The following is a 24,959-nucleotide window of genomic DNA, read 5'->3' on the forward strand; positions in this document are numbered from 1 at the left end:
GGCATGAACGGTTGTACGAACAGTGTGTGACCGACGAGTAGCTGGGGAGGGAGTGAAGCGCCGTGACCGAGGGGGCCGGCCACCGTGACGGAGAGCTGCCGGACGACCTGACGGCCACCGAGGCCGGCATGTGGCAGGCCTTCCGCAACGGCAGCGTGTACGACCTGAGCAGCGGCGACGCGTTCGCCGACGACCCGCACGGCGGGCATCCGTGGGGGCCCGAGCGGACCGTGCGGGCCCGCATCGTGTGCTGGCTGCTTCTCGACGGTCCGCCCGCGCTCGCGGGCCGGGTGTCCTCCCTGCAGCTCGTGGGCGTGCGGATCAGCGACACGATGGACCTCGCGGGCGGCACGGTGGTGCCCTACGTCGAGCTGCGGCGCTGCCGGTTCGAGCGGGAGGTCCTGCTGCCGGAGACCCGTTTCACGACCGTACGGCTGGTGGACTGCGCGGTGCCGCGGCTGGAGGCGGCCCGGCTGCAGACCGAGGGCGACCTGCACCTGCCGCGCTGCCGGTTCCGGGCCGGCATCCGGCTCACCGACGCGCAGATAGGCACCGACCTGCTGCTCAACCAGGCGATCGTGCACCGGGACCGCAGTGGCCGCTCGATCGCCGCGGACGGCCTGAGCGTCGGGCAGGACCTCCAGGCCGAGATGCTGGAGTCGTACGGCGAGGTGAGTCTGCGCAGCGCCCAGGTCGGCGTCTCGCTGAGCCTGCGCGGCGCCCGGCTCCTCAACCCGTACACGCGGCACGCGCTGAACGCCCCGCAGCTGACGGTGGAGCGCACGCTGTACCTGACCCCGGCCGGGCTCGGCAGCCCGCTGCTGCGGGGCACGACTCCGGCGCAGGGGACGCGGATACAGCGGTTCGAGTGCGAGGGCGGGGTGCGGCTGGACGACGGGCGGTTCGGCGACGCCGTCGACTTCGAGCACGCCCGGTTCACCTTCACCGACGAGCAGGAGCTGTCGCTGCGCCGGGTGCAGACGCCCGAGCTGCGGTTCCTCGGCGAGCGGCCGGCGCGCGGCCGGGTGGTGCTGTCGGGGGCGCGGGTGGTCAACCTGATGGACCGGGCGGACAGCTGGCCGGGGCCGGGCCGGCTGCACATGGGCGGCTTCGCCTACGAGAACCTGGTGCCGCGGGGGCCGTTCCCGCTGGCGAAGCGGCTGCGCTGGGTGGGCGCCGCGACCGCCGAGTACCACCCGGAGCCGTACGAGCGCCTCGCCGCGGTACTGCGGGCCGGCGGCGAGGACGAGGACGCCCGCGAGGTGCTGCTCGCCAAGCACCGACGGCGCCGCGAGAGCCTGCCCATAGCCGCGAAACTGGTGGGATACGCGCAGGACTGGACGGTCGCCTACGGCTACCGGCCGGGCCGGGCCGCGGTGTGGATGGCGGTGCTGTGGGCGACCGGCTCGTTCGCCTTCGCGCGCGCCGACCCGCCGCCGCTGAAGAGCGGCGAGCATCCGGACTGGAACCCCGCCCTCTTCGCTCTCGATCTGCTGCTGCCGGTCATCGACCTGGGCCAGGCCGGCTCCTGGCAACTGCGCGACGGCTGGCAGTGGCTGGCGACGGCCCTGATCCTGCTGGGCTGGATCCTGGCGACCACGGTCGCGGCGGGAGCGACGCGGCTGCTCCGCCGGAACTGATCGCGTACCCGGCCGGAACTGGGACCTCGTTCCCCACGCGGAACTGATCGCGTACCCGGCCGGAACTGGGACCTCGTTCCCCACGCGGACCTGACCGCGTACCCAGCCGGAACTGGGACCTCGTTCCCCGCGCGGACCTGACCGCGTACCCGGCCGGAACTGGGACCTCGTTCCCCACGCAGACCTGACCGCCTTCCCGGCGCGGAAGGCGCCGCCTCGCGCGGAAGGCGCCGCCTCGCGCAGCGGAACGCGGCTCACCCGTCGTGGGGGGGGGCGGCATCCGCCGCCGAGGCGGCCCCGCGTCCCGGAGCCCGACGCAGAACGCCCGCGCCCGGCGGACGTAGGGCTTCCGCCCCGGCCGACGACTCCGCGAACGCCCTCCGGGCCGCCCGCGACCGCCCACGACCGACAGCCACCGATAGAGCCACCGACAGCACCGACAGCACCGACAGCCGGAACGCCCCGTCGCGGCCGCCCGCCCCGACGGCGAGACCCGCACGGGTGGTGCGGGTGGGAACACGAACGGCCGAAGCCACAGCCGAACCGCACAACCATCGCGAACCGTCGGCCGTCGTACTGGCCATGCTGCGCGCGTTCCTCCGGACGGCGGCCCGGGCCCGCCCCCGGACGTCACGGCTCGTCCCAGACGACGACGTGCTCCTCGACGCCCCCGACGACCACCTCGCCCCCGTCCTCGTCGCGGCGGCCCGCGGCGAGTACACCCCCGCGGCCGGCCTCCTCGCCCGCACCCGCGAGAACGCCGAGTGGGAGCACCGCGACCGCTACGCGACCCGGCTGGCCGCCTTCGCCCGCTCACGCTCCGAGTGGCTCGACGACTGGCGCGCCACCGCCCCCGGTGACCCCGACGCCCTGCTGGTCGACGCCCGGCTGACGGTGGACCGCCACTGGGACTCGCCGGCCCGCACGGAACTCCTGCGCCAGGTCGCCCCCGCCGTCACGGCCGCCGCCGAGGCCGCCGGAGGCGACCCGGTGCCGTGGCGGACCGCCCTGGACACCGCTCGGGGCGCACACGCCGGGCACGCCGAGTTCGAGCGGCTGTGGGCCGAGGCGGTCCGCCGCTCCCCGCACCACTACGGCTGCCATGTCGCCGCCCTGGAGTACCTGGCCGCCTTCTCGCCCGGCACGCATCACGAGTGCCTGGACTTCGCCGAGACGGCCGCGCAGGACGCGCCCGAGGACGCGCTCGTACGCGCGCTGCCGCTCAGGGCGGCCTTCGCCTGCCTGACCGCCGGCGGCGGGGGCAGCGACGCGGCCGGCGTACCCCGGGCCCGCCTGGACGCGGCGGCCGACCACGCGATCGCCCTCTCGGCCGCCCACCCGGCGGCCGACCCGTGGCCGGCGGAGCTGCGGAACCTCCTGACGTACGTCCTGCTGCGCCTGGAGCGCCACCAGGACGCGGCGGAGCAACTGCGTCTGACCGGCCCGTACGTCACGTCCTTCCCCTGGGACCGGGACGCGGACGACCCGCTCGGCCGCTTTCTCCAGGTGCGCGACGACGTCCGTGCGGCGGTGGCCCGCACACCCGGGACGACGGGGCCCGGTCGGCCGCGAAGTGGGCACGGCGGTCGCGTCCGCCCCGGCGACCATTAGGCTTCTGCGTCGTGACCACCGTCCGGCTCCCCCTCTTCCCCTTGAACTCGGTCCTGTTCCCGGGGCTGGTGCTCCCGCTCAACGTCTTCGAGGAGCGCTATCGCGCCATGATGCGCGAATTGCTGAAGACTCCCGAGGACGAACCGCGCCGGTTCGCCGTCGTGGCGATCCGCGACGGCCACGAGGTGGCCCGGAGCGCTCCCGGCCTGCCCGATCCGACGACGACGCTCGAGCGCGGACCGGAGGCCGGGTTCGGGCCCGACCCGGTCAAGGCGTTCCACAAGGTGGGCTGCGTCGCGGACGCGGCGACGATCCGGGAGCGCGCCGACGGCACCTTCGAGGTGCTGGCGACCGGTACGAACCGGGTGCGGCTGCTCTCGGTGGACGCCTCGGGCCCGTTCCTGACGGCCGAGCTGGAGCCGCTGGCCGAGGAGGCCGGTGACGAGGCGGGGGCGCTGGCCGAAGGGGTGCTGCGGTCCTTCCGGCAGTACCAGAAGCGGCTGGCGGGGGCCCGCGAACGGTCGCTGGCGACCGGCGCCGAACTCCCGGACGAACCGGGTGTGGTCTCCTACCTGGTCGCCGCCGCGATGGTGCTCGACACGCCGACCAAGCAGCGTCTGCTCCAGGCCCCGGACACCGCCTCCCGTCTGAGGGACGAGCTGAAACTCCTTCGCTCCGAGACGGCCGTCATCCGTACGCTGCCGTCGTTGCCGGCGTCGGACCTGACGCGCGGTCCCACGAGTCTCAACTGAGGTACTGGCCCGGATGGCGAAGAAGCCGAAGAAACAGCAGCAGTCCGGCGGCACCCCCGCGACGGTGGCGCTCGCGGCGGCCGGAGCGGCCTACACGGTCCACGCGTACGAGCACGATCCCGCCCACCCGTCCTACGGCGAGGAGGCGGCCGAGGCGATGGGCGTCTCGCCGGAGCGGGTCTTCAAGACGCTGGTGGCGGACGTCGACGGCGCGCTGACGGTCGCCGTGGTGCCGGTGGCCGGCCAGCTGGACCTGAAGGCGCTGGCGGCCGCGGTGGGCGGCAAGCGCGCGGCGATGGCCGACCCGGCCCTGGCCGAGCGCACCACGGGCTATGTGCGGGGCGGCATCTCCCCGCTGGGGCAGCGCAAGAGGCTCCCGACGGTCCTGGACGCGTCCGCCTCGGGCCACGCCACGATCTGCGTCTCGGCGGGCCGCCGCGGCCTGGAGGTCGAACTCGCCCCCGACGACCTGGCCAGGCTGACGGAAGCGGTCCTCGCCCCGATCGGACGCGCGTAGTCCCGCGCATCCGCTCGGCGGACGCCCGGTTCCCGGCTGATCAGGCAGGACATGTCGCAGAAGGACCCGCAAACGCAGGTGGCGCGTCGAAAAGCGCAGGGCGAACCACGGCCGCCACCGCCCCGCCCAGCGGGGGCCTACGCCGACTTCTCCCCCATCGGCCCCGGCGGATACCGCCGCGACTCCGGCCAGGGGTCCGGCTCCGGATCCCTGGGCCCGAACAGCCCCGTCAGTCCCAGATGCACCGCCAGCGCCGTCACCGACCACACCAGCAGCGCACCCTTCGCGCCCAGCTCCATCGGTGCGGAGAACGTCACCCCCTGGCCCACGTCCTTCGCGTGGGCGATCACGTCCTGGGTGGGCCCCAGCCACACCCCGACCCGCCACGCCAGCAGCGACCCGAGCAGCCCGCCGACGCCCAGCGCCACCACCAGCGGTACGCCCCCGCGCCGCCGCAGCAGGAAGACGACCACCGCGCTGAGCGCGCCGAACGCCAGCGCGAGCAGCGTGAACACGCCGTCCACGCCGACCACCCGCTCGCCCTCGGGGTTTTCGGGGACGACCGCCCAGCTGTCACCCAGCACGCCGCCGACCAGCGGCACGCTCGGTGCCAGCTGCCACCACAGCACCCCCAGCAGCGCGCCGGAGAGCGCCACCGCCGCCACGGTCACGGCCGCCTGACGCACTTCGGTCAACATCCCGGGGCCGTCCTGTTCGCCGTGGTGGTCGCGCGTGGCGCCGGACCCGGTGCCCAGCGCGTGCGCACCGACGGGCGGCGGCACCGGCCCGCCCTGATACGACGAGTGTTCGTTCGGTGGCGGTGGCGGAGTAAGAGGTGCGGTCACCCCGCCATCGTGCCAAACCCGCCTGTGCGGCGCGTCACCGGACGGCGGCCCGGCGGTACGCCCAGGTCGCGACGGCCAGCGAGATCACGCCGACCACGGCGCACACCGCGAGGTCCCCGAGGACGAAGGCCCAGTCGGGCCGTTCCCCGAAGGTGCGCGCGAAGGCCTCCACGCCGTACGTGGAGGGCAGCAGGTCCCGGGCCAGGCGGACCACCTCGGGCATCCGCTCGGCCGGCAGCACGCCCAGCAGCAGCGCCGCGGACATGCCCAGCTGGCCGAGGAGGGTGGCGAGCTCCGGCCGGGGCGCGAGCAGTCCCAGGGCCGCGCCCAGCCCGGCCAGCGCGGCGCCCGCCAGCGGGATCACCGCCACCAGCACCCACAGGTGCGTCATCGGCAGCCCGAACAGCAGGCATCCGAACACCGCCGTCACCACGGTCCCCGGCACGGTGAAGGACGCGTACGCGCCCGCCGCGCCCAGCACGACGGCGGCCGGGGGCACGGGCAGCGTCGCGTAGTGGTCGAGGCCGCCGCTGGCGCGCAGCTGGCCGAAGTACTGGGCGAGGAGGTTCAGCGCGACGAAGGCCACGACCAGCACCGCCGACCCGGCGACCACGGCCTGTGCCTCGCCACCGCCGTCCACGACCCCGCGCATCAGGATCATGATGCCGATCGACTGGAAGGTGGCCACGAACAGCAGCGGGATGCGCGCGACCCGCGCCCGGGACAGCTGCGCCCGGTAGACGGCCACCAGGGAGGGCCACAGCCGTGCCTTGGGGCCGAGCTCGGCCGCGCCGGCGGCGCCCTGCTCGTCGGCGGCCAGGGCACCGCCCGGCAGGACATCGGCGGGTACGACACTCACGTCGCGCTGCTCCCCTTCGTTGGGTCGTTCGAGGCTTCGGTCGCTGTCCTTCGAAGCGGTCGCCCTGACGGGTACGGACGCGGCGGCCGGTGTGCTCACCGTTCGGGTGCTCAAGCCCTCACCAGCCCCTGCCGCGCGGCGCCGCCCAGCGCCAGGTACACGTCCTCCAGGCTGGGCGTGGCGAGTGTGAAGTCGTCCAGGGCGGCGAAGGCGGCGCCGCCGGTGACGGTGGCGACGACCGCGCGGGCCTCCTCGGGGGCGAGCCGCAGCGTCCAGCGGCGTCCCGACTCGGCGGCGCGGTCGCGCAGGGCGGCGACCTCCGGCACGTGCAGCGGTGCGCTCTCGCGCCACACCAGGTCGACGCGGACCTCGCCGGCGACCTTCTCCTTGAGTCCGGAGGGCGTGTCGCAGGCGATGACGCGCCCCCGGTCGAGGACGGCGACCCGGTCGAGGACGGTCTCGGCCTCGATGACGTTGTGGGTGACGAGCAGCACGGTGGTGCCGCGCTCGGCGCGCCGCCGGTCGACGGCCCCCCACACCGCGCGCCGGGCCACCGGGTCCATGCCGGTGGTCGGCTCGTCCAGGACGAGCAGCGAGCGCTCCCCCACCAGAGCGGCGGCGAAGCAGGCCAGGCGGCGCTGCCCGCCGGAGAGCTTCTTGATCGGGCGGGCGGCGAGCGGCGTCAGGCCCAGCTCGTCGAGGACGGCGTCCCGCTCGGCGCGCGCCTGCCGCACCTCCAGGCCGCGCAGCCGTCCGGTGGTCTCGGCGGCGAGCGACACGGTCAGCTCGTCCAGGGCACTGGACTCCTGCCCGAGGTAGGCGAGGATCCGCGCGGCCCGCTCCGGGTGGCGGACGATGTCGTGCCCGAGGATCTCCACGCTGCCCGCGTCGGGCCGCATCAGCCCGGTGAGCTGGCGTACGAGGGTGGACTTGCCGGCACCGTTCGGCCCGAGCAGTCCGAAGATCTCACCGCGGCGGATCTCCAGGGTCACGTCGTCGGTGGCCCGCACCTCGTCGGTCGCGGGAACGCCGCGCCGGCCGCGTACCGGCGGATAGGTCTTGGTCAGCCCGCGCACCACGCACACGGCATCGCCGCCGGGTCGAAGTGCCTGTGCCGCGCGCGTACTCACAAGGGACGAGACTACGGGGTCCGTCCCTCAGCCCCGCCCTCGGGTCCGCCCATAAGTGTCGATTCGGCCGGGGGGACCCGGGAGGAGCCGGCGGGAGGAACCCGGAAGAGGGCCGGAGTGCCTCACTCCGCCGCGGGGGTGCGCTCGGTCGCCGTCCGGACGTCGACCTCCCGCCAGAACCCGGCCCGGATCGCGTACCGGTCGTGCTCGTCGATCTGGTCGTCCTTGTGGGCCAGCAGCCCGAAGCGGGCCGCGTAGCGCAGCAGTTCCCCGTCGACGCGGTGCGGGATGCGGGGGTACATACCGGAGAGCTTCTGCAGGTGTCCGTGGTCGCCGAGGCGCTCCAGCCAGCGGCGGGCGAAGACCTGCCCGACCTCGTACGGGTCGCCGCCGACCGTGGTGATGTCCTCCTCGCGGTCGGCCCAGCGCTGCTCGGCCGTGGTGAGCTGGGCCAGCGTCGGCATCGAGACGGCCTCGGACGGATCGGCGGCGGACCGGTCGACCCATCCCTTGTCCGAGGACCAGCGCAGGGTGGCGGTCGGGGGGTGCGGGGCGGGGTGGGGGCCGGGGGCGCGCAGCGCGGCGAGGTCCTTGGGGGTGGGGACGCCTTTGGCGGGTGCCACGCGCTCCGCGGTGCCGTTGCGGGCGGCGGCGCCGGTCGCGGTGGGGTGCTCCGGTTCCTCGGCGGGCCGTTCGGCGGCCGCGGAGAGGGCGGACTCGGGCAGCGGTGCGGAGAGGATCGCGGCGATCTCGGGGCGGGGCACGGGCGGCGGCGCGCAGATCCCGCCGAGTTCCTTGGCGCGTACGGCCTTGGTGATCCACGTACGGTCCAGCACGCGTCGCTCGTCGGCCTCGGCGACCAGGTCCTCGGACTGGTTGTAGTCGCCGTCGGCGGCCTGTACGGCCCACAGGTGGACGGCGACGCCGTGCTCCTTGGCGGCCATCATGCCGGGCAGCAGGTCGCCGTCGCCGGTCACCAGGACGACGTCGGAGCAGGCGCGGTTGCGGGCCAGCTCGGTCAGCTCGGCGTGCATGGCGGCGTCCACGCCCTTCTGCGCCCAGCGGCCGTCGCTGCGGGTGAGGGCGCCGAGCCGGACGGTGACCCGGGGCATCACGCGCAGCCGGCGGTGTTCGGGCTGGGGGACGCGGTCGGGGGCGCCGTCGAACCAGTAGATGCGCAGCAGGGGCTGCTGCGTGTCGGACTCGGCGCGATCGCGGAGCCCCTGGATGAGGGCGGCGTGATCGACGGTGATGCGCGAGCGCGAGGGCTCTCCGGCGAGGAGACTGGCGGCGGCCCCCAGCAGATACCCGGCGTCCACCAGGACGATGCAGCGGTCCACGCGATCCACCCTCTTTCCGGGAGGTTTGCTTCGGGCTTCCTTCGAGTCTGCCCGACCACGCGGAGGTTAACGGCCCGAACTCGATCTTCGGCGTGGCGTTTCCGCGCGAGCCGTTCGACCTCGCGCCTCGGCGGTCCACATCACGGATGGTAATTGCCCGATATGCGTTCTTCGTTGGCCTATGTGAATCTGATCCCGGACCTGGCCCCCAGATCCCCCTCAGGAGGTAGATCACCATGGCCAAGAACAAGAACACCCGTGAGCGTAAGCAGCCTCAGTCACAGCACACCCAGAAGGCGGCCGAGACGCCCGTGATGGACCGCGAGGAGCAGCACGGCCCGCAGCTGACGCCCGGCGACGTCGCCTCCCGCAAGCGGCAGAAGCGCTTCGGCCACAACTGACACCCGTACGACGGGCCGTTGCGCCCCGCATGCCCGAGGGGCGCACCCGGCAACGGGTGCGCCCCTCGGGCACGTCGGGCGCTTCGGACGCCCTGGACACTTCGGAGGCTCGGCCCCTTCGGCCCCTTCGGCCGCTCAGCCCTTTCGGCCGCCTCGGCCGCTCAGCCCGCCAGGCAGGACGGCCCGAGCAGCACCTTCAGGTCGCCGAACAGGGCCGGATCGGGCTTCACCCGGTGCCGGTCCAGACGCAGCACCGTCGTCTTCGTCGGCCCCTGGAGCTTGATCCGGACCTCGCTGTCGCCCCGGTGGTGGGTCAGGATCTCGCCGAGCCGGCTGACCATCGGCGGGGTGACCCGGGTCGCCGGGATCGTGAGTACCACGGGCGCGTTGGTGCCCGCGTTGGACAGGTCGGGGACCATCAGCTCCATGGCGACCAGCCGGGGCACGTCCTCCCGCTTGTCCAGCCGCCCCTTGACGAACACCACCGCGTCCTCGACGAGTTGGGTGGACACCAGCTGGTACGTCGCCGGGAAGAACATGCACTCGATGGAGCCGGCCAGGTCCTCGACGGTGGCGATGGCCCAGGCGTTGCCCTGCTTGGTCATCTTGCGCTGGAGACCGGAGATGATGCCGCCGATGGTGACGACCGCGCCGTCGCCGAAGTCACCGCCGGTGAGCTGGGAGATACCCGCGTCGGCCTTGTCGGACAGCACGTGCTCCAGGCCGAAGAGCGGGTGGTCGGAGACGTAGAGACCGAGCATCTCCCGCTCCTGGGCGAGGAGATAGGTCTTGTCCCACTCGTCCTCGCCGAAGACGACGTCGAGTCCGAAGCCGGGCTCGTCGTGCGCCTCCTCGCCCATGCCGCCGAAGAGGTCGAACTGGCCCTCGGCCTCCTTGCGCTTGACCGCGACCACGTTGTCGATCATCGGCTCGTACTGCGCGGTGAGGCCCTTGCGGGTGTGCCCCATCTCGTCGAAGGCGCCGGCCTTGATCAGCGACTCCGTCGTCCGCTTGTTGCAGACGACCGCCTCCACCTTGTCGAGGTAGTCGGGGAAGGAGGCGTACTTCCCCTTGGCCTTGCGGCACCTGATGATCGACTCGACGACGTTGGTGCCGACGTTGCGGACGGCGGAGAGGCCGAAGAGGATCACGTCGTCGCCCTGCGCGGCGAAGTTCGACATGGACTCGTTGACGTTGGGCGGGAGGACCTTGATGCCCATGCGCCGGCACTCGTTCAGGTAGACGGCCGACTTGTCCTTGTCGTCCTTGACCGAGGTGAGCAGACCGGCCATGTACTCGGCGGGGTGGTTCGCCTTCAGGTACGCGGTCCAGTACGAGACCAGTCCGTACGCGGCCGAGTGCGCCTTGTTGAAGGCGTAGCCGGCGAAGGGGACCAGAACGTCCCACAGGGCCTGGATGGCCTCGTCGCTGTAACCCTTCTTGCGGGCGCCCTCCTGGAAGAGGACGAAGTTCTTCGCCAGTTCGTCGGGCTTCTTCTTGCCCATCACGCGGCGGAGGATGTCGGCCTCACCGAGCGAGTAGCCCGCGATGATCTGGGCGGCCTTCTGCACCTGCTCCTGGTAGACGATCAGGCCGTAGGTGACGGACAGCACCTCCTGGAGGGGTTCCTCCAGCTCCTTGTGGATCGGCGTGATCTCCTGCAGGCCGTTCTTGCGCAGCGCGTAGTTGGTGTGCGAGTCCATGCCCATCGGGCCGGGACGGTAGAGCGCGGAGACGGCGGAGATGTCCTCGAAGTTGTCGGGCTTCATCAGCCGCAGCAGCGAACGCATCGGCCCGCCGTCGAACTGGAAAACGCCGAGCGTGTCGCCCCGCTGGAGCAGCTCGAAGGTCTTGGGGTCGTCCAGCGGCAGCGACAGCAGGTCGAGGTCGATGCCCTTGTTGGACTTCACCATCTTGACGGCGTCGTCCATGATCGTGAGGTTGCGCAGGCCGAGGAAGTCCATCTTCAGCAGGCCGAGCGACTCGCACTGCGGGTAGTCCCACTGCGTGATGGTCACGCCGTCGGTGTGCCGCACCCAGATGGGGGCGTGGTCGACGATGGGCTCGCTGGACATGATCACGCCGGCGGCGTGCACGCCCATCTGCCGCACCAGGCCCTCGACGCCCTTGGCGGTGTCGATGACCTTCTTCACGTCCGGCTCGTTCTCGTACATCGAGCGGATCTCGCCGGCCTCGCTGTAGCGCGGGTGCGTGGGGTCCGTGATGCCGTTGAGGTCGATGCCCTTGCCGAGGACGTCGGCGGGCATCGCCTTGGTGAGCCGGTCGCCCATCGCGTACGGGTAGCCCAGCACGCGCGCGGAGTCCTTGATGGCGTTCTTCGCCTTGATCTTGCCGTACGTGCCGATCATGGCGACCTTGTCGGCGCCGTACTTCTCCGTCACGTACCTGATCACCTCGACGCGCCGGCGCTCGTCGAAGTCGATGTCGACGTCGGGCATGGAGACGCGCTCGGGGTTGAGGAACCGCTCGAAGATCAGACCGTGCGGGATCGGGTCGAGGTCGGTGATGCCCATGGCGTACGCCACGATGGAACCGGCCGCGGAGCCTCGGCCGGGGCCCACCGCGATGCCCTGGTTCTTCGCCCACATGATGAAGTCGGCGACCACGAGGAAGTAGCCCGGGAACCCCATCTGGATGATGACGTCCATCTCGTACTCGGCCTGCTTCTGGCGGTCCTCCGGGACGCCGCCGGGGAAGCGGCGCGCCATGCCCCGGCGGACCTCCTCCTGGAACCAGGTGACCTCGGTGAAGCCCTCGGGGATGTCGAACTTCGGCATGAGGTCGCGCTTCTCGAACATGCCGGTGGTGTCGATCATCTCGGCGATCAGGCGCGTGTTGGCGCAGCCCTCCTGCCAGGCGTCGGAGGAGTCGATGGCGTACATCTCGTCCGTCGACTTCAGGTAGTAGCCGGTGCCGTCGAACCGGAAGCGGTCCGGGTCGGAGAGGTTCTTGCCGGTCTGGATGCACAGCAGGGCGTCGTGGGCGGTCGCCTCGTGCGCGTAGGTGTAGTGCGAGTCGTTCGTCACCAGCGGCGGGATGCCGAGCTTCTTGCCGATCTCCAGCAGGCCGTCGCGGACCCGGTGCTCGATCTCGATGCCGTGGTCCATCAGCTCCAGGAAGTACCGGTCCTTGCCGAAGATGTCCTGGTAGTCGGCGGCCGCCTTCAGGGCCTCGTCGAAGTGGCCTAGGCGCAGGCGGGTCTGCACCTCGCCGGAGGGGCAGCCGGTGGAGGCCACGATCCCCTCGGACCACTGGGAGATGGTCTCCTTGTCCATCCGGGGCCACTTCTGCAGCCAGCCCTCGGCGTACGCGTCGGAGGAGAGGCGGAAGAGGTTGTGCAGGCCGGTGCTGTTGGTCGCCCACATGGTCTTGTGGGTGTAACCGCCCGAACCGGAGACGTCGTCCCGCTTCTGGTGCGGCTGGCCCCACTGGATCTTGCGCTTGTTGCGGCGCGACTCGGGGGCGACATACGCCTCGATCCCGATGATCGGGGTGACTCCGGCCTTCTTCGCGGAATGGAAGAAATCGTACGCCCCGTGCAGGTTGCCGTGGTCGGACATGGCGATGTGCGTCATGCCCATCTCATTGCAGGCGTCGAACATGTCCTTCAGCCGCGCGGCACCGTCCAGCAGCGAGTACTGGGTGTGGACGTGCAGGTGCGTGAACGGCGGCTTGGACACGTTCGGCCTCCAAATCAGGGCTGTGGCGCGAAGCGCCTCGTCGAGGGGCGGTGGTCGGGCGACGGGCGGGTGACGGGCTGGCGGCGGGCGGCGGTCAGTCCGGGGGGTCAGCGTCGAAGTCTATGCCTCGGCACTGACACTCCGGGGGCATCCCCGCGTACCTTCGGGGGCGGGCCCGCGTGTCGGGGCGGACCCCCGGCGCGGGCACTCCCGCACCTCTTCGAACGTTGGTCCGAGTGGAGATCCGCTCCACTCGTCGCGCACCACCCGCACCAGGAGGCACCAGGCATGTCGGTCCCGCAGCTCAACGAGGAGCACCGCGGCGAGGAGATCCTCGCCGTCTTCGACACCGCCTTCGGCCAGCTGCTGGCCGCGGATCCGGCGGCGTTCCGCGTGAAGTTCCGGAAGATGGCGGCCTCGGCCTTCGCTTTCTACCGCGGCACGGCATGCCTCTTTTACCATGATTTGACCGTCGACCAGGAGTTCGGTCCGAAGAGCGGCGGGCCGTACCTGGACGAGCGCACCTCGCGGGTGTGGATCCACGGCGACCTGCACGCGGAGAACTTCGGCACGTACATGGACTCCACCGGCCGGCTGATCTTCAACGTCAACGACTTCGACGAGGCCTACGTCGGCCCCTTCACCTGGGACCTCAAGCGCTTCGCCGCCTCCGTCGCGCTGATCGGGTACGCGAAGGCGTTCAGCGACGAGCAGATCACCGAGCTGGTGCGGGTGTACGCGGGCGCGTACCGCGAGCGCATCCACGCCCTCGCCACCGGCGCCAAGAGCGACGAGGTGCCGCCGTTCACCCTGGACACCGCGGAGGGGCCGCTGCTGGGCGCGCTGCGCGTCGCCCGCTCCCTGACCCGCTTCGGGCTGCTCGAGTCGATGACCGAGATCCGTGACTTCGAGCGCCGCTTCGCCCCGGGCGGCGGCTCCATCGAGCTGGACGCCGCCACGCGCTACAAGGTGCTCGCGGCCTTCGACGGCTACCTGGAGACGCTCCCGGAGTCCTCCCTGGCCCGCCCGGACTCCTACCGCGTGAAGGACGTCGTCGGCCGCCGCGGCATCGGCATCGGCTCGGCCGGCCTGCCCTCGTACAACATCCTCCTGGAGGGCAACAGCGACGCCCTGGAGAACGACGTCGTGATCTACGTCAAGCAGGCCCAGACCCCGGCGGTCTCCCGGCACATCACCGACCAGGCCATCCGGGACTACTTCCAGCACGAGGGCCACCGCACGGTGATCTCCCAGCGCGCCCTCCAGGCACACGCCGACCCGTGGCTGGGCTGGACCGAGCTGGACGGCTCGGGCCAGCTGGTCGCCGAGGTCTCGCCGTACGCCGTCGACCTGGACTGGGGCGACATCGACGACCCGGAGGAGATCGCCGAGGTCGTCGCCGACCTGGGCCGGGCCACGGCCACGATGCACGCGGCGGCGGACGACCAGTCCGGCGAGTCCCTGGTGCCCTTCTCGACCGAGCGTGCCATCGACGCGGCGATCGCCGCCGACGAGGAGGGTTTCGCGCCCCTGCTGGTCGACTTCGCGCACCGCTACGGCGCACGCGCGCGTGCCGACCACCAGACCTTCGTCGACCTGTTCCGCAACGGCCGGATTCCGGGTCTGTAACCGTCGGCTCTCTCACAGGAACCCTTTAGGGGTCCCTTACCGGGCCCCATGACACACTCTGCTATCGCTATGGACATATCCGGAACCCCGCTCAGAGCCGTACGCGCGGCGCTGTTCACGGCACTCGTCGTGACCCTCAGCACCGCGTCGCACGTGCTGCTGTCCGGGGTCCCGCTGCCGCTGCCCACCGTGGCCGCGGTCGCCGCCGCCGTGTTCCTGATCGCGTACGCCCTGGCCGGGCGGCGCGAGCGCGGCTTCGGGCGGATCGCCGCCCTGCTGATCCCGCTGGAGCTGGCCGCCGACACGGTCTTCACCACCGGCCAGCACGTCTGCTACGGACGGACGGGCGGCCCGGTCACCGGCCCGCTGCGCTCCGTGGGCTTCGACGTGCTGTGCGGCGACGGGACCGGCGTCCACGCCGGTGTCGCCGCCCCGCTGACCCGGGTGACCGGCGCGGAGACCGACCGGCTGGCGACCGTGCTCACCGGCGCCGGCCCGGCGACCGCCTGGCTGCTGCTCGGCGCGCACGTCGGCGTCGGCCTGCTGGCGGCGGCCTGGCTGCGGCGCGGCGAGCGGGCACTGGCCCAGCTGCTGAGCGCGGTGGCCGCGACCACCTTCCGGCCGCTGCTGCTCGCCGTCGCGGCCGTGAGCGTACGCCGGGCCCCGACGGCGGTGCGCCGCCCGGCGGCCCCGGCCCGCCGCACCACCGGCGCCCGCGAGCGGATCCTCACGCACTCCCTGGGACGGCGAGGACCACCGCGCTCGGTCGTCCTCGTGTGACCCGTCACCGAGTACCGGCAGTCCCCCCATACGTATTCCGCACACCCCTGTGTGCGCGTCCCCGGAGAGATCACCACCATGAGCAAGCGGAACAGCCAGGCGGCCAAGACGGCGGCCCGTGAGCGCCTGCGCCAGGAGCGCGAGCGTCAGGCCAAGCGCGACAAGGCCAAGCGGCAGGTCGTCGTGGCCTGCTCCATCGTCGGCGTGCTGGCGATAGCCGGCGGCATCGGCTACGCCGTCATGCAGATGAACGAGCCCTCGGGCTGGGAGAAGGCCGCCGACGCCAAGGTGACGGCCCCGGCCAACACCTCCGGCAAGAACGGCACCACGGTCACCCTCGGCGACTCCAAGAGCGACCACGTCGTCCACCTCTACGAGGACCCGCGCTGCCCCGGCTGCGCCTCCTTCGAGCAGGGCGTCGGCGAGGCCGTCAACAAGGGCATGGAGGACGGCACCTACAAGCTCTCCTTCACGATCGGCACCTTCCTCGACGGGAACCTCGGCGGCGAGGGATCGAAGAACGCGCTGAGCGCGCTCGGCGCCGCGCTGAACGTCAGCCCCGAGGCGTTCATCGACTACAAGACCGCGCTGTACTCCGCCGAGCACCACCCGTCGGAGTCGACCGACGAGTTCGCCAAGGACGACTACCTGATCAAGGTGGCGGACACGGTCGACGCCCTGAAGAACAACAAGAAGTTCCAGGACGCCGTGGAGAAGGGCACCTACGACGCCTGGGCGATGAAGATGAGCGATTCCTTCCAGAACGCCGAGGGCGTCGACTCGACCCCCACCATCAAGATCAACGACAAGGTGATCGAGACCCCGGGCACCGACGCCGAGTGGCAGAAGGCGCTCAAGGACGCGGGCGTCACCAAGTGATCCCCGCGTGATCCCCGCGTGACCCCTGCCGGGGATCACCGCCCGGGGTCGCCGCCGGGGTGACCCCTGGCAGGGGTGACACCGCATCGAAGCACGGCCGACGGGCGGGCGAACTTTTGCGAGTTCGCCCGCCCGCGCGCATACCGATCAGTAACCTGATCGGTCGTGACCAGTCGACACAGATCATCCGAGAACACCGGCGCGCCGTCCGCCGACAGCGCGAACACCCGTACCCCGAGCCGCCGTACGGTCGTCAAGGCCGCGGCGGCCGGCGCCGTCCTGGCCGCCCCGCTCGTCACGGCGCTGCCCGCCGGTGCCGCAGGCGTCGCCCCCGCCTTCCTGCACGGCGTCGCCTCCGGCGACCCCCTGCCCGACGGCGTCCTGCTGTGGACCCGGGTGACCCCGACGCCCGAGTCCATACCGGGCTCCGGTGCCGGGCCGGACACCGAGGTGAGCTGGGTCGTCGCCACGGACGCGGCGTTCACGAACATCGTCGCCAAGGGGTCCACCACGGCGACAGCAACCTCCGACCACACCGTCAAGGCCGACATCCGGGGCCTGGCGCCCGCCACGGACTACTGGTTCCGCTTCTCCGCCGGCCCCACCGACTCCCCCGCCGCCCGCACCCGCACCGCCCCCGCCCCCGACGCGGCCGTCACGGGCCTGCGCTTCGGCGTGGTCTCCTGCGCCAACTGGGAGGCCGGCCACTTCTCGTCGTACCGGCACCTCGCGGCCCGCGGCGACCTGGACGCCTGGCTGCACCTGGGCGACTACATCTACGAGTACGGCACCGGCGAGTACGGCGCCCGCGACACCGTCGTACGGCCGCACGCGCCCGCCCACGAGATCCTCACGCTCGCCGACTACCGCGTCCGGCACGGGCGTTACAAGACCGACCCCGACCTCCAGGCGCTGCACGCCGCCGCACCGGTCGTGGCGATCTGGGACGACCACGAGATCGCCAACGACGCCTGGTCGGGCGGCGCCGAGAACCACACCGAGGGCGCCGAGGGCACCTGGGCGGCGCGTCAGGCCGCCGCCAAGCAGGCCTACTTCGAGTGGATGCCGGTGCGCCCCGCGATCGCCGGCACCACCTACCGCCGGCTGCGCTTCGGCAGGCTGGCCGACCTGTCGCTGCTGGACCTGCGCACCTTCCGCTCGCAGCAGGTGGCGCTCGGCGACGGCGAGGTCGACGACCCGGACCGCACCCTCACCGGCCGCGCCCAGATGGACTGGCTGAAGTCCGGGCTCGCCTCCTCCGACACCACGTGGCGGCTGGTCGGCAACTCGGTGATGATCTCGCCGTTCGCCGTCGGGTCGATCCCCGCCGAACTGCTGAAGCCGCTCGCCGAACTGCTCGGCCTGCCCAAGGAGGGCCTCGCCCTCAACACCGACCAGTGGGACGGGTACACCGACGACCGCCGCGAACTCCTGGCCCACCTGCGCGCGCACGCCATCCGCAACACGGTGTTCCTGACCGGTGACATCCACATGGCGTGGGCCAACGACGTGCCGCACAACGCCGCCACGTACCCGCTGTCCGCCTCGGCCGCCACGGAGTTCGTCGTCACCTCGGTGACCTCCGACAACCTCGACGACATCGTGAAGGTCCCCGAGGGCACGGTCTCGGCGATCGCCGCACCGGTCATCCGGGCCGCGAACCGGCACGTCCGCTGGGTCGACACCGACCGGCACGGTTACGGCGTGCTGGACATCACCGCGGACCGGACGCAGATGGACTACTACGTCGTCTCCGACCGGACCGACCCGGACGCCACCTCGAAGTGGGCCCGTTCGTACCGCACCCGCAGTGGCACGCAGCGGGTCGAGCGCGTCTACGCCCCGGTCTGAGACGCGTCCGCGTCCAGCGTCTCCAGGAAGCCGAGGGCCACCCGCCAGGTGGCCTCGGCGGCCTCCTCGTCGTAGTCGGGCAGGTCGGGGTCGGTGTAGAGGTGGCCGGCCCCGGCGTATCTGTACACCTCGACGTCGGCGCCGATCCGGCCCATCTGGAGATACCAGGCGCTGAGCCAGTCGTCCGTCTCGAAGGCGTCCGGCTCGGCGACGTGCAGCTGGACCGGCAGGTCGTCGACGGAGGCGGTGGCCGCGATGTCCGAGGTGCCGTGCAGGAGCAGCAGTCCCCGGGAGCGGTGGTCGCCGACGGCGAGGGTCTGGGCGATGGAGGCGCCGAGCGAGAACCCGGCGTACACCAGTCCCCGTTCGGAATAGGGGGCGGCGGCCAGCACGGCCCGCTTCAGCAGCTCCTCCTTGCCGATCTCCTCCTGGTGGGCCATGCCCTCCTCGACCGTGTCGAACGTCCGGCCCTCGAAGAGGTCCGGGGTCCACACCCGGTGCCCGGCGTCGCGCAGCCGGTCGGCGGCCTGCCGCACCGCGGGCCTGGGGCCAAGGGTCGAGTGAAAGAGCACGATGTTCATGGGGCCATGGTGCCAGCCGGGTGTGACAACGCGGTCGCGGCGATACCCGGGACGGGACGGAAGTCACAGGTTCACTGCGCGGCGCGGGCGGTTACGTTCGAGGGATGGAGACCATACTCCGCCCGCTGACCGTGGTCGGCGGCTCCGTCCTGCTGACCCTGGTCATCGGCTGGGCCACCGACCTCTTGCTGCGCAAGGCCGACGGACGGCACCCCGAGACGCCTCTGTGGGGCCTGCTGCGCCGTGCCCGCATCCCCTACCAGCTCTTCCTCTGCGCGGCGCTGCTGAGAGGGTCGTACGTCGAGGCACAGGTGTTCCCCGACCACCGGGAGGGGGTCGGCCGGGCGCTGACGCTGGTGCTGATCGGCTCGGCGGCCTGGCTGGTGATCCGGATCGCCGCGGCGGTCGTCGAGACGTCGTACTCCCGCTACGCCCACGCCCACGCCCAGCGGAACCCGGCCCGGGTCCGGCGCGTCCGGACCCAGGTGTCGCTGATCATGCGGGTGGTCTCGGCGGTCGTCGGCGTGGTCGCCGTGTCGTCGATGCTGCTGACGTTCCCGGCGATGCGCGCGGCGGGCGCGTCGCTGCTGGCCTCGGCCGGTCTGCTCGGCATCGTGGCCGGCATCGCCGCGCAGTCCACGCTCAGCAACATGTTCGCCGGGTTCCAGATCGCCTTCGGCGACATGGTGCGCATGGGTGACACGGTCGTGGTGGACGGGGAGTGGGGCACCGTCGAGGAGATCACCCTCACGTTCCTGACCGTACGCACCTGGGACGAGCGCCGGATCACCATGCCCGTGTCGTACTTCACGTCCAAGCCGTTCGAGAACTGGTCGCGCGGCACACCTCAGATGACCGGGACGGTCTTCTGGCACCTCGACCACTCGGCGCCGCTGGAGCCGATGCGCGAGCGGCTGCGCGACATCCTGCGCCAGTGCCCTGCCTGGGACGGCCGCGACTACAACCTGACCGTCACGGACACCACCCCGAACACCATGCAGGTGCGGGCCCTGGTGACGGCCAAGGACGCGGACGACATCTGGACGGTGCGGGTCACGGTCCGCGAGGGGATGATCCGCTGGCTCGCCGACGAGCACCCGTACGCCCTGCCGCGGGTCAGCACGGCGGACGCGCCCCCGCGCCCGTCCCACGACGGTGCCCCGCGCCCCCGCCGCTCCCCCGACGGCGCCCCCCGCCGCTTCCCGGAGCAGCCGGCGAAGAGCTTGTGACCTGCGCCGAAGAGTGTGACCTGCGCTGAGGCGGGCTCGCCTCAGCGCAGGCTGCGCACGTCGAGGTGGCGCAGTACCCGGTCCACGATCTCCGGGTCGGCTCCGGGTTCGCTGCGGGCGGCCAGCACCTCGTGGCGCGCGGCGCTCATCATCTCGCCCTGGATACGGCGGATCCGCTTCAGCCGGCGGGCCCGCTGTTCCTGCGCCTCGCGCCGCTCCTCGTCCGCGACGTCGGGGCTGATCCGCATCCCGATGTCGAAGGCCCGCCGCAGCATCTGCTCGGACAGCTCCTCCGGCAGCTCCTCGACCGACTCGATCTCCCTGAGCCGCTGCTTCGCCGCCCTGGCCGCCCGTACGGCCAGCTCCTTCTCGTACTCCTTCTCCCGCTCGGTGTCCGCCCGCACCCCGAGCCGGCCCACCAGCCACGGCAGGGTCAGCCCCTGCAGCAGCAGCGTGACCATGATCACGCCGAACGCGATGAAGACGATCTCCTCGCGGTGGGGGAAGGCTGCCCCGTCGTCCGTCTCCAGCGGGATCGCGAGCGCCAGCGCGACCGAGGCGACGCCCCGCATCCCCGACCACCACATGACGACGGTCTCCCGCCAGGACGTGGGAATGTCCTCCTCGTGGTCGCGTCCGGCGTGCAGCCGCTGGGTCAGCCAGGTGGCCGGCAGCAGCCACACCAGCCGCACCAGGATCACCACGCCGGCGGTCGCCGCGGCCCAGCCGAGCAGTTCGGTCCAGCGTCCGGAGGCCGTGCGGATCGCGTTGTTCAGCTCCAGGCCGACCAGCCCGAACGCGACGCCGGTGACGAGCGTGTCGACGACGTCCCACACGGTGTGCCCGGCGAGCCGGGTCATCACGTCGTCGGCGTCGAAGGCGTACTCGGCGAGGAACATCGCGGTGGTGAGCACCGCGAGCACCCCGGAGCCGTGCAGTTCCTCGGCCAGGACGTAGGACCCGTACGGCACCAGCAGCGTCAGGCCGATCTGCAGGGTGGCGTCCCCCAGCACGCTCAGCAGCCTGTTGGTGGCCCAGCCCAGCGCGAGGCCGACCGCGACGGCGACGACGGCGGACAGCACCAGGTCGAGTCCGGCCCGCCACGGCGAGAAGGTGCCGCCGACGGCCGCGGCGATGGCCACGTGGTACAGGACGATGGCCGTGACGTCGTTGAACAGTCCCTCGCCCTCCAGGATGGAGACCAGGCGGCGCGGCAGTCCCAGCTGCCCGGCGACGGCGGTCGCCGCGACCGGGTCGGGCGGCGCCACCAGGGCGCCCAGCGCGAAGGCGGCGGCGATCGGCAGCCCCGGCACGATCGCGCTCGCCACGGCGGCCACGCAGGTCATGGTGACGAAGACCAGCGCGACCGCCAGCAGGAAGATCGGGCGTTTGTTGGCCGCGAACTGTCTCCATGACGTGCGCCGCACGGCCGCGTACAGCAGCGGCGGCAGCAGCGCGGGCAGGATCAGCTCGGGCGGGATGTCGACGTCGGGCACGAAGTCGAGCAGCGCGAGGACGATCCCGAGGACCGTCATCAGCACCGGCGCCGGCAGCCCGAGCCGGGCACCGACGGGGACGCTCAGCAGGGCCCCGAGCAGCAGCATGAACAACAGGGCCAGCTGATCCACGGTCACCGCTCCGGCGGGGTCTCGGCGTCACACGGCGGACCTCAAGCCTGCCACGTCACCGGCCCCACCAGCCCGTTCGGCGCCTTCGCCTACAGGGCGCGCCGCATCGCGCGGTGGGGGATCCCGGCGTCGGGGAACTCGGGTCCGTACGCCTCGTACCCCAGACGCTCGTAGAAACCCAGGGCGTGGGTCTGCGCGTGCAGGTCCACCGCGGTGAGTCCACGCGCGCGTGCCGCCTCCTCGACGGCCCGCACCAGCGCGGCCCCGACGCCCAGCCCGCGGGCCTGCGCGGTCACCGCGAGCCGGCCCAGGGAGCCGACGGCCGGGTCGCCGTCGCCGTTCCTCGCCGCGGCGGCCGCGCCGTGCAGCAGCCGGCCGGTGCCCAGCGGCACGCCGTCCGCCCGGACCGCCAGGACGTGCACGGCGTCGGCGTCGTAGGCGTCGTACTCGATGTCCTCGGGGACCTTCTGCTCCGCGACGAAGACGTCCTTGCGCACCGCGAAGCACGCCTCCCGGTCACCGAGGTCCTCGGCGACCCGCACCTCGTACGACGGCGCCCGGTCCGGGGCGCTCATCCGTAGGTCTCCTCGCGGACCAGGTCCAGGGCCTGCTGGAGGTCCTCGGGGTAGTCGCTGGCGTACTCGACCCACTGTCCGTCGCCGGGGTGCTCGAAGCCGAGCCGTACGGCGTGCAGCCACTGGCGGGTCAGGCGCAGCCGCTTGGCGAGCGTGGGGTCGGCGCCGTAGGTCAGGTCGCCGACGCAGGGGTGGCGGTGCGCGGCCATGTGGACGCGGATCTGGTGGGTGCGGCCGGTCTCCAGCTTCACGTCGAGCAGGGAGGCGGCGCGGAAGGCCTCGACGAGGTCGTAGTGCGTGACCGAGGGCTTGCCCTCGGCGGTGACGGCCCACTTGTAGTCGTGCTGGGGGTGGCGGCCGATGGGCGCGTCGATGGTGCCGCTGGTCGGGTCGGGGTGGCCCTGGACGAGCGTGTGGTAGCGCTTGTCGACCGTGCGCTCCTTGAACTGGCGCTTGAGCGAGGTGTACGCCCGCTCCGACTTGGCGACCACCATCAGGCCGGAGGTGCCCACGTCGAGGCGGTGCACGATGCCCTGGCGCTCGGCGGCGCCGGAGGTGGAGACGCGGTACCCGGCGGCGGCCAGTCCGCCGATGACGGTCGGGCCGCTCCAGCCCGGGGACGGGTGGGCGGCGACGCCGACCGGCTTGACGATCACGACCACGTCGTCGTCGTCGTGCACGATCTCCATGCCCTCGACGGGCTCGGCGACCACCTGCACCGGGGCGGGCGCCTGGGGCATCTCGACCTCGAGCCAGGCGCCGCCGTGGACGCGCTCGGACTTGCCGACCACCGATCCGTCGACCTGCACCTTGCCCGCCGCGGCGAGCTCCGCGGCCTTGGTACGGGAGAAGCCGAACATGCGGGAGATGGCGGCGTCGACGCGCTCGCCCTCCAGGCCGTCGGGCACGGGCAGGGTACGGATCTCGGGAATCGTGCTCACCCGTCGAGTATGCCGGACGGGTCGGACACTCCCGACCGCGCTCGGCCTCGTGGACGGTCAGCCCCCGTGGACGGTCAGTCCTTGTGGACGGTCCCGTCCGGGTCGAGACCCCGGAAGGAGAGGATCACGATCAGGATGCCACCGCAGACGATCGCCGAGTCGGCGAGGTTGAAGACGGCGAAGTGCTTGGGCGCGATGAAGTCCACGACCGCGCCCTGGAAGACGCCGGGCGCGCGGAAGATCCGGTCGGTGAGGTTGCCGAGGGCGCCGCCGAGCAGCATGCCGAGCGCGATGGCCCAGGGCAGGCTGTAGAGCTTGCGGGCGAGGCGGGCGATCACGACGATCACGGCCGCCGCGATCACCGTGAAGATCACGGTGAAGGCCTCGCCGAAGCCGAAGGCCGCGCCCGCGTTGCGGATCGCCACGAACCGCAGCCAGTCCCCGACGATCTCGATGGGCTCCTGGTGCTCCAGCTCGGCGACCACGATCATCTTGCTGACCAGGTCGAGGAGGTACGCGAACGCCGCGACCGCGAACAGCACGGCGATCCGCCGCCTGCCCCGGGGGCGCTCCGGGGGCTGGTCCTGCTCGGAGCCGGGCCGCTCCTGTCCGTCCCCGGCCGCGTCCGGGGTGTCCGGCGTACCGATGATGCGCTCCGCCTCTGCCACGTGAGTCCCTCAACCTAGGTACCTGACTGAGGACGAGGGTACGGCACGCCTTCCGTCCCGTACCTGCTCAGTAGCGGCGCTCCTGCTTCTGCTTGCACTCGACGCACAGGGTGGCCCTCGGGAAGGCCTGCATGCGCGCCTTGCCGATGGGGTTGCCGCAGTTCTCGCACAGGCCGTAGGTGCCCGCGTCCAGGCGTTCCAGGGCGCGCTCGGTCTGGGTGAGCACCTCGCGCGCGGTGGCGGCCAGCGCCAGTTCGTGCTCGCGCGTGATGTTCTTGCTGCCGGTGTCCGCCTCGTCGTCGCCCGCGCCGTCCCCGGAGTCCCGCATCATGCCCTGCAGCGACCGCTCGGAGGCGTCGATCTCGGTGCGCAGCCGGTCGGCCTCGGACTGCAGCTCCCCGCGCGCCTCCTCGGCCTCCTCCGGGGTCCAGGGCTCCTCGCCGGGGCGTACCGCGAGGTCGCCGGGGTCCGCGGCGCCGCGGGCCTTGGGAACGGCGGACTTGGCCGCCGTGGCCGTGCCAGGGGTCTTCTTCGCAACCACCGTCGTGGCTCCCGTCTGCTCCGCGGCCTCGGCCGCGCCCACTTCCTTGGCCCTGCTCGTCTTCGCCGGGCTCTTCTTGGCCGCGGTCTTCTTCGCCGCGGCCTTCTTCGCCGGGCCCTGCTGCTTCACCGCGGCCTTCTTCGCCACGGTCTTCTCCGCGGCGATCTTCTTCGCCACGGCCTTCTCCGCCGCGGCCTTCTTCGCCGCGGTCTTCTTCGCGGCCGTCGTCTTCTTGGCAGCGGAGTTCTTCGCAGTCGCCTCCGACTGCTCTACGGCGGTCTTCTTCGCCACCATGGCCGCGGCCCCTTCACATATTGTGATCTTGCGCGCGAATCGTGCTGGGACGATAAATCGACTCGGGTCCCGCGGCAACGGGGCACGCCGCCGGATTCGCCCGCCCACCGCGTGCCGCGCGGCGAGCATGCATGCGTTGTGCCCAGCTCCCCGCCCGGTAATCCGTCGGGACGGCTGCCGGCCGGACCGTCGGGAGCCGGACGCCCGACGGTGGCATTCGGGTCACACCCGGCCGAACGAAGGCGTACGGCGCCCCCGCTCCCCGCGGTGCCGAAAACCGGTCGGCCGCTGTCCCCGCGGCGCCGTACACTGGGCGCAGCGAAAAGCGTGGATGGGGACGAGTAGCGGCGTACGCAGCCCAGAGCGACCCGGGGACGGTGTGAGCCCGGGGGCGAGCGCGACGTGAAGATCACCCCGGAGCCGCCGGAAGAAAGCCGTGACGGGACGGTCACGGCGACTAGAACCGGCTCGCGACCCCAATGAGGGGGCTCACCGGAGCACACGACGCACCGGGGAGCCAAGGAGGGTGGTACCGCGGGAGCACGGCTCTCGTCCCTCCGACGGAAG

At 72.2% G+C, this 24,959-nt stretch carries 20 protein-coding genes and 1 pseudogene; 10 read left to right on the forward strand and 11 right to left on the reverse strand.

Annotation, left to right across the window (positions count from 1 at the left end; genetic code table 11):
- Positions 1-62: 62 nt before the first annotated feature.
- From ACP4J0_RS10495 to ybaK, 4 genes are all read left to right on the forward strand, one after another.
- The gene (locus tag ACP4J0_RS10495) at positions 63-1,640 is read left to right on the forward strand and encodes an oxidoreductase (RefSeq protein ID WP_426598357.1); all 1,578 of its coding nucleotides are present in this window, start codon (positions 63-65) and stop codon (positions 1,638-1,640) included.
- A gap of 582 nt (positions 1,641-2,222) precedes the next feature.
- Positions 2,223-3,251: a hypothetical protein gene (locus ACP4J0_RS10500; RefSeq protein ID WP_426598458.1), complete on the forward strand. Its 1,029-nt coding sequence runs from the start codon at positions 2,223-2,225 to the stop codon at positions 3,249-3,251.
- 11 nt (positions 3,252-3,262) lie between these two features.
- Positions 3,263-4,003, forward strand: a complete 741-nt coding sequence (locus tag ACP4J0_RS10505) for an LON peptidase substrate-binding domain-containing protein (protein ID WP_426598358.1) — start codon at positions 3,263-3,265, stop codon at positions 4,001-4,003.
- 13 nt (positions 4,004-4,016) lie between these two features.
- Positions 4,017-4,520, forward strand: coding sequence for a Cys-tRNA(Pro) deacylase (gene ybaK / locus ACP4J0_RS10510; RefSeq protein WP_426598359.1), 504 nt, complete (start codon positions 4,017-4,019; stop codon positions 4,518-4,520).
- Between the two features lie 137 nt (positions 4,521-4,657).
- On the opposite strand, the gene ACP4J0_RS10515 is transcribed toward ybaK, so the two are convergent.
- The 4 genes from ACP4J0_RS10515 to ACP4J0_RS10530 form a co-directional block, all read right to left on the reverse strand.
- Positions 4,658-5,365 (reverse strand): AAA family ATPase, encoded by a 708-nt coding sequence (locus ACP4J0_RS10515; protein WP_426598360.1) that lies wholly within the window; start codon positions 5,363-5,365, stop codon positions 4,658-4,660.
- A 34-nt stretch (positions 5,366-5,399) separates the two neighbouring features.
- Positions 5,400-6,224 carry an ABC transporter permease gene (locus tag ACP4J0_RS10520; RefSeq protein WP_426598361.1) on the reverse strand — a complete coding sequence of 275 codons (825 nt, stop codon included), beginning with the start codon at positions 6,222-6,224 and terminating at the stop codon, positions 5,400-5,402.
- Positions 6,225-6,334: 110 nt separating this feature from the next.
- The gene (locus ACP4J0_RS10525) at positions 6,335-7,309 is read right to left on the reverse strand and encodes an ABC transporter ATP-binding protein (RefSeq protein ID WP_426598459.1); all 975 of its coding nucleotides are present in this window, start codon (positions 7,307-7,309) and stop codon (positions 6,335-6,337) included.
- 167 nt (positions 7,310-7,476) lie between these two features.
- Positions 7,477-8,694 carry an NYN domain-containing protein gene (locus ACP4J0_RS10530; RefSeq protein WP_426598362.1) on the reverse strand — a complete coding sequence of 406 codons (1,218 nt, stop codon included), beginning with the start codon at positions 8,692-8,694 and terminating at the stop codon, positions 7,477-7,479.
- Between the two features lie 236 nt (positions 8,695-8,930).
- Here ACP4J0_RS10530 and ACP4J0_RS10535 point away from each other — a divergent pair, with 236 nt between their 5' ends.
- Positions 8,931-9,095 (forward strand): hypothetical protein, encoded by a 165-nt coding sequence (locus ACP4J0_RS10535; protein ID WP_426598363.1) that lies wholly within the window; start codon positions 8,931-8,933, stop codon positions 9,093-9,095.
- A 161-nt stretch (positions 9,096-9,256) separates the two neighbouring features.
- Here the strand turns inward: ACP4J0_RS10535 and dnaE are convergent, their stop codons facing one another.
- Positions 9,257-12,796, reverse strand: a complete 3,540-nt coding sequence (gene dnaE, locus ACP4J0_RS10540) for a DNA polymerase III subunit alpha (RefSeq protein WP_426598364.1) — start codon at positions 12,794-12,796, stop codon at positions 9,257-9,259.
- Positions 12,797-13,084: 288 nt separating this feature from the next.
- Between dnaE and ACP4J0_RS10545 the strand changes: the two genes are divergently transcribed.
- The 4 genes from ACP4J0_RS10545 to ACP4J0_RS10560 all read left to right on the forward strand — a co-directional run bounded on the left by ACP4J0_RS10545 (position 13,085) and on the right by ACP4J0_RS10560 (position 17,935).
- On the forward strand, positions 13,085-14,425 hold the full coding sequence (locus ACP4J0_RS10545) for a DUF2252 domain-containing protein (RefSeq protein WP_426598365.1): 1,341 nt from the start codon (positions 13,085-13,087) through the stop codon (positions 14,423-14,425).
- A 69-nt stretch (positions 14,426-14,494) separates the two neighbouring features.
- On the forward strand, positions 14,495-15,205 hold the full coding sequence (locus ACP4J0_RS10550; protein WP_426598366.1) for a hypothetical protein: 711 nt from the start codon (positions 14,495-14,497) through the stop codon (positions 15,203-15,205).
- Positions 15,206-15,283: 78 nt separating this feature from the next.
- Positions 15,284-16,084, forward strand: coding sequence for a DsbA family protein (locus ACP4J0_RS10555; RefSeq protein WP_426598367.1), 801 nt, complete (start codon positions 15,284-15,286; stop codon positions 16,082-16,084).
- Between the two features lie 165 nt (positions 16,085-16,249).
- Positions 16,250-17,935, forward strand: a complete 1,686-nt coding sequence (locus ACP4J0_RS10560) for an alkaline phosphatase D family protein (RefSeq protein WP_426598368.1) — start codon at positions 16,250-16,252, stop codon at positions 17,933-17,935.
- Here ACP4J0_RS10560 and ACP4J0_RS10565 read toward each other — a convergent pair.
- Positions 17,920-18,531, reverse strand: a pseudogene (locus ACP4J0_RS10565) (dienelactone hydrolase family protein); the annotation flags it as partial. The gene ACP4J0_RS10560 and the pseudogene ACP4J0_RS10565 sit on opposite strands and share 16 nt — an antisense overlap.
- An 89-nt stretch (positions 18,532-18,620) precedes the next feature.
- Here ACP4J0_RS10565 and ACP4J0_RS10570 point away from each other — a divergent pair.
- Entirely contained in the window at positions 18,621-19,745 is a 1,125-nt protein-coding gene (locus ACP4J0_RS10570) for a mechanosensitive ion channel family protein (RefSeq protein ID WP_426598369.1), read from the forward strand.
- A gap of 41 nt (positions 19,746-19,786) precedes the next feature.
- Here ACP4J0_RS10570 and ACP4J0_RS10575 read toward each other — a convergent pair whose 3' ends face one another.
- From ACP4J0_RS10575 to ACP4J0_RS10595, 5 genes are all read right to left on the reverse strand, one after another.
- Positions 19,787-21,373, reverse strand: coding sequence for a Na+/H+ antiporter (locus tag ACP4J0_RS10575; protein ID WP_426598370.1), 1,587 nt, complete (start codon positions 21,371-21,373; stop codon positions 19,787-19,789).
- An 89-nt stretch (positions 21,374-21,462) separates the two neighbouring features.
- Positions 21,463-21,948 (reverse strand): GNAT family N-acetyltransferase, encoded by a 486-nt coding sequence (locus ACP4J0_RS10580; RefSeq protein WP_426598371.1) that lies wholly within the window; start codon positions 21,946-21,948, stop codon positions 21,463-21,465.
- Positions 21,945-22,889, reverse strand: coding sequence for an RluA family pseudouridine synthase (locus ACP4J0_RS10585; RefSeq protein WP_426598372.1), 945 nt, complete (start codon positions 22,887-22,889; stop codon positions 21,945-21,947). Before ACP4J0_RS10585 ends, ACP4J0_RS10580 begins: the two co-directional genes overlap by 4 nt.
- Before the next feature lie 74 nt (positions 22,890-22,963).
- The gene (gene lspA, locus ACP4J0_RS10590) at positions 22,964-23,557 is read right to left on the reverse strand and encodes a signal peptidase II (RefSeq protein WP_426598373.1); all 594 of its coding nucleotides are present in this window, start codon (positions 23,555-23,557) and stop codon (positions 22,964-22,966) included.
- A 67-nt stretch (positions 23,558-23,624) separates the two neighbouring features.
- The gene (locus tag ACP4J0_RS10595; RefSeq protein WP_426598374.1) at positions 23,625-24,392 is read right to left on the reverse strand and encodes a TraR/DksA family transcriptional regulator; all 768 of its coding nucleotides are present in this window, start codon (positions 24,390-24,392) and stop codon (positions 23,625-23,627) included.
- Positions 24,393-24,959: the final 567 nt, after the last annotated feature.

Origin of the sequence: Streptomyces sp. WG7 (assembly GCF_049975785.1) — a bacterium.
Taxonomy (GTDB): domain Bacteria; phylum Actinomycetota; class Actinomycetes; order Streptomycetales; family Streptomycetaceae; genus Streptomyces.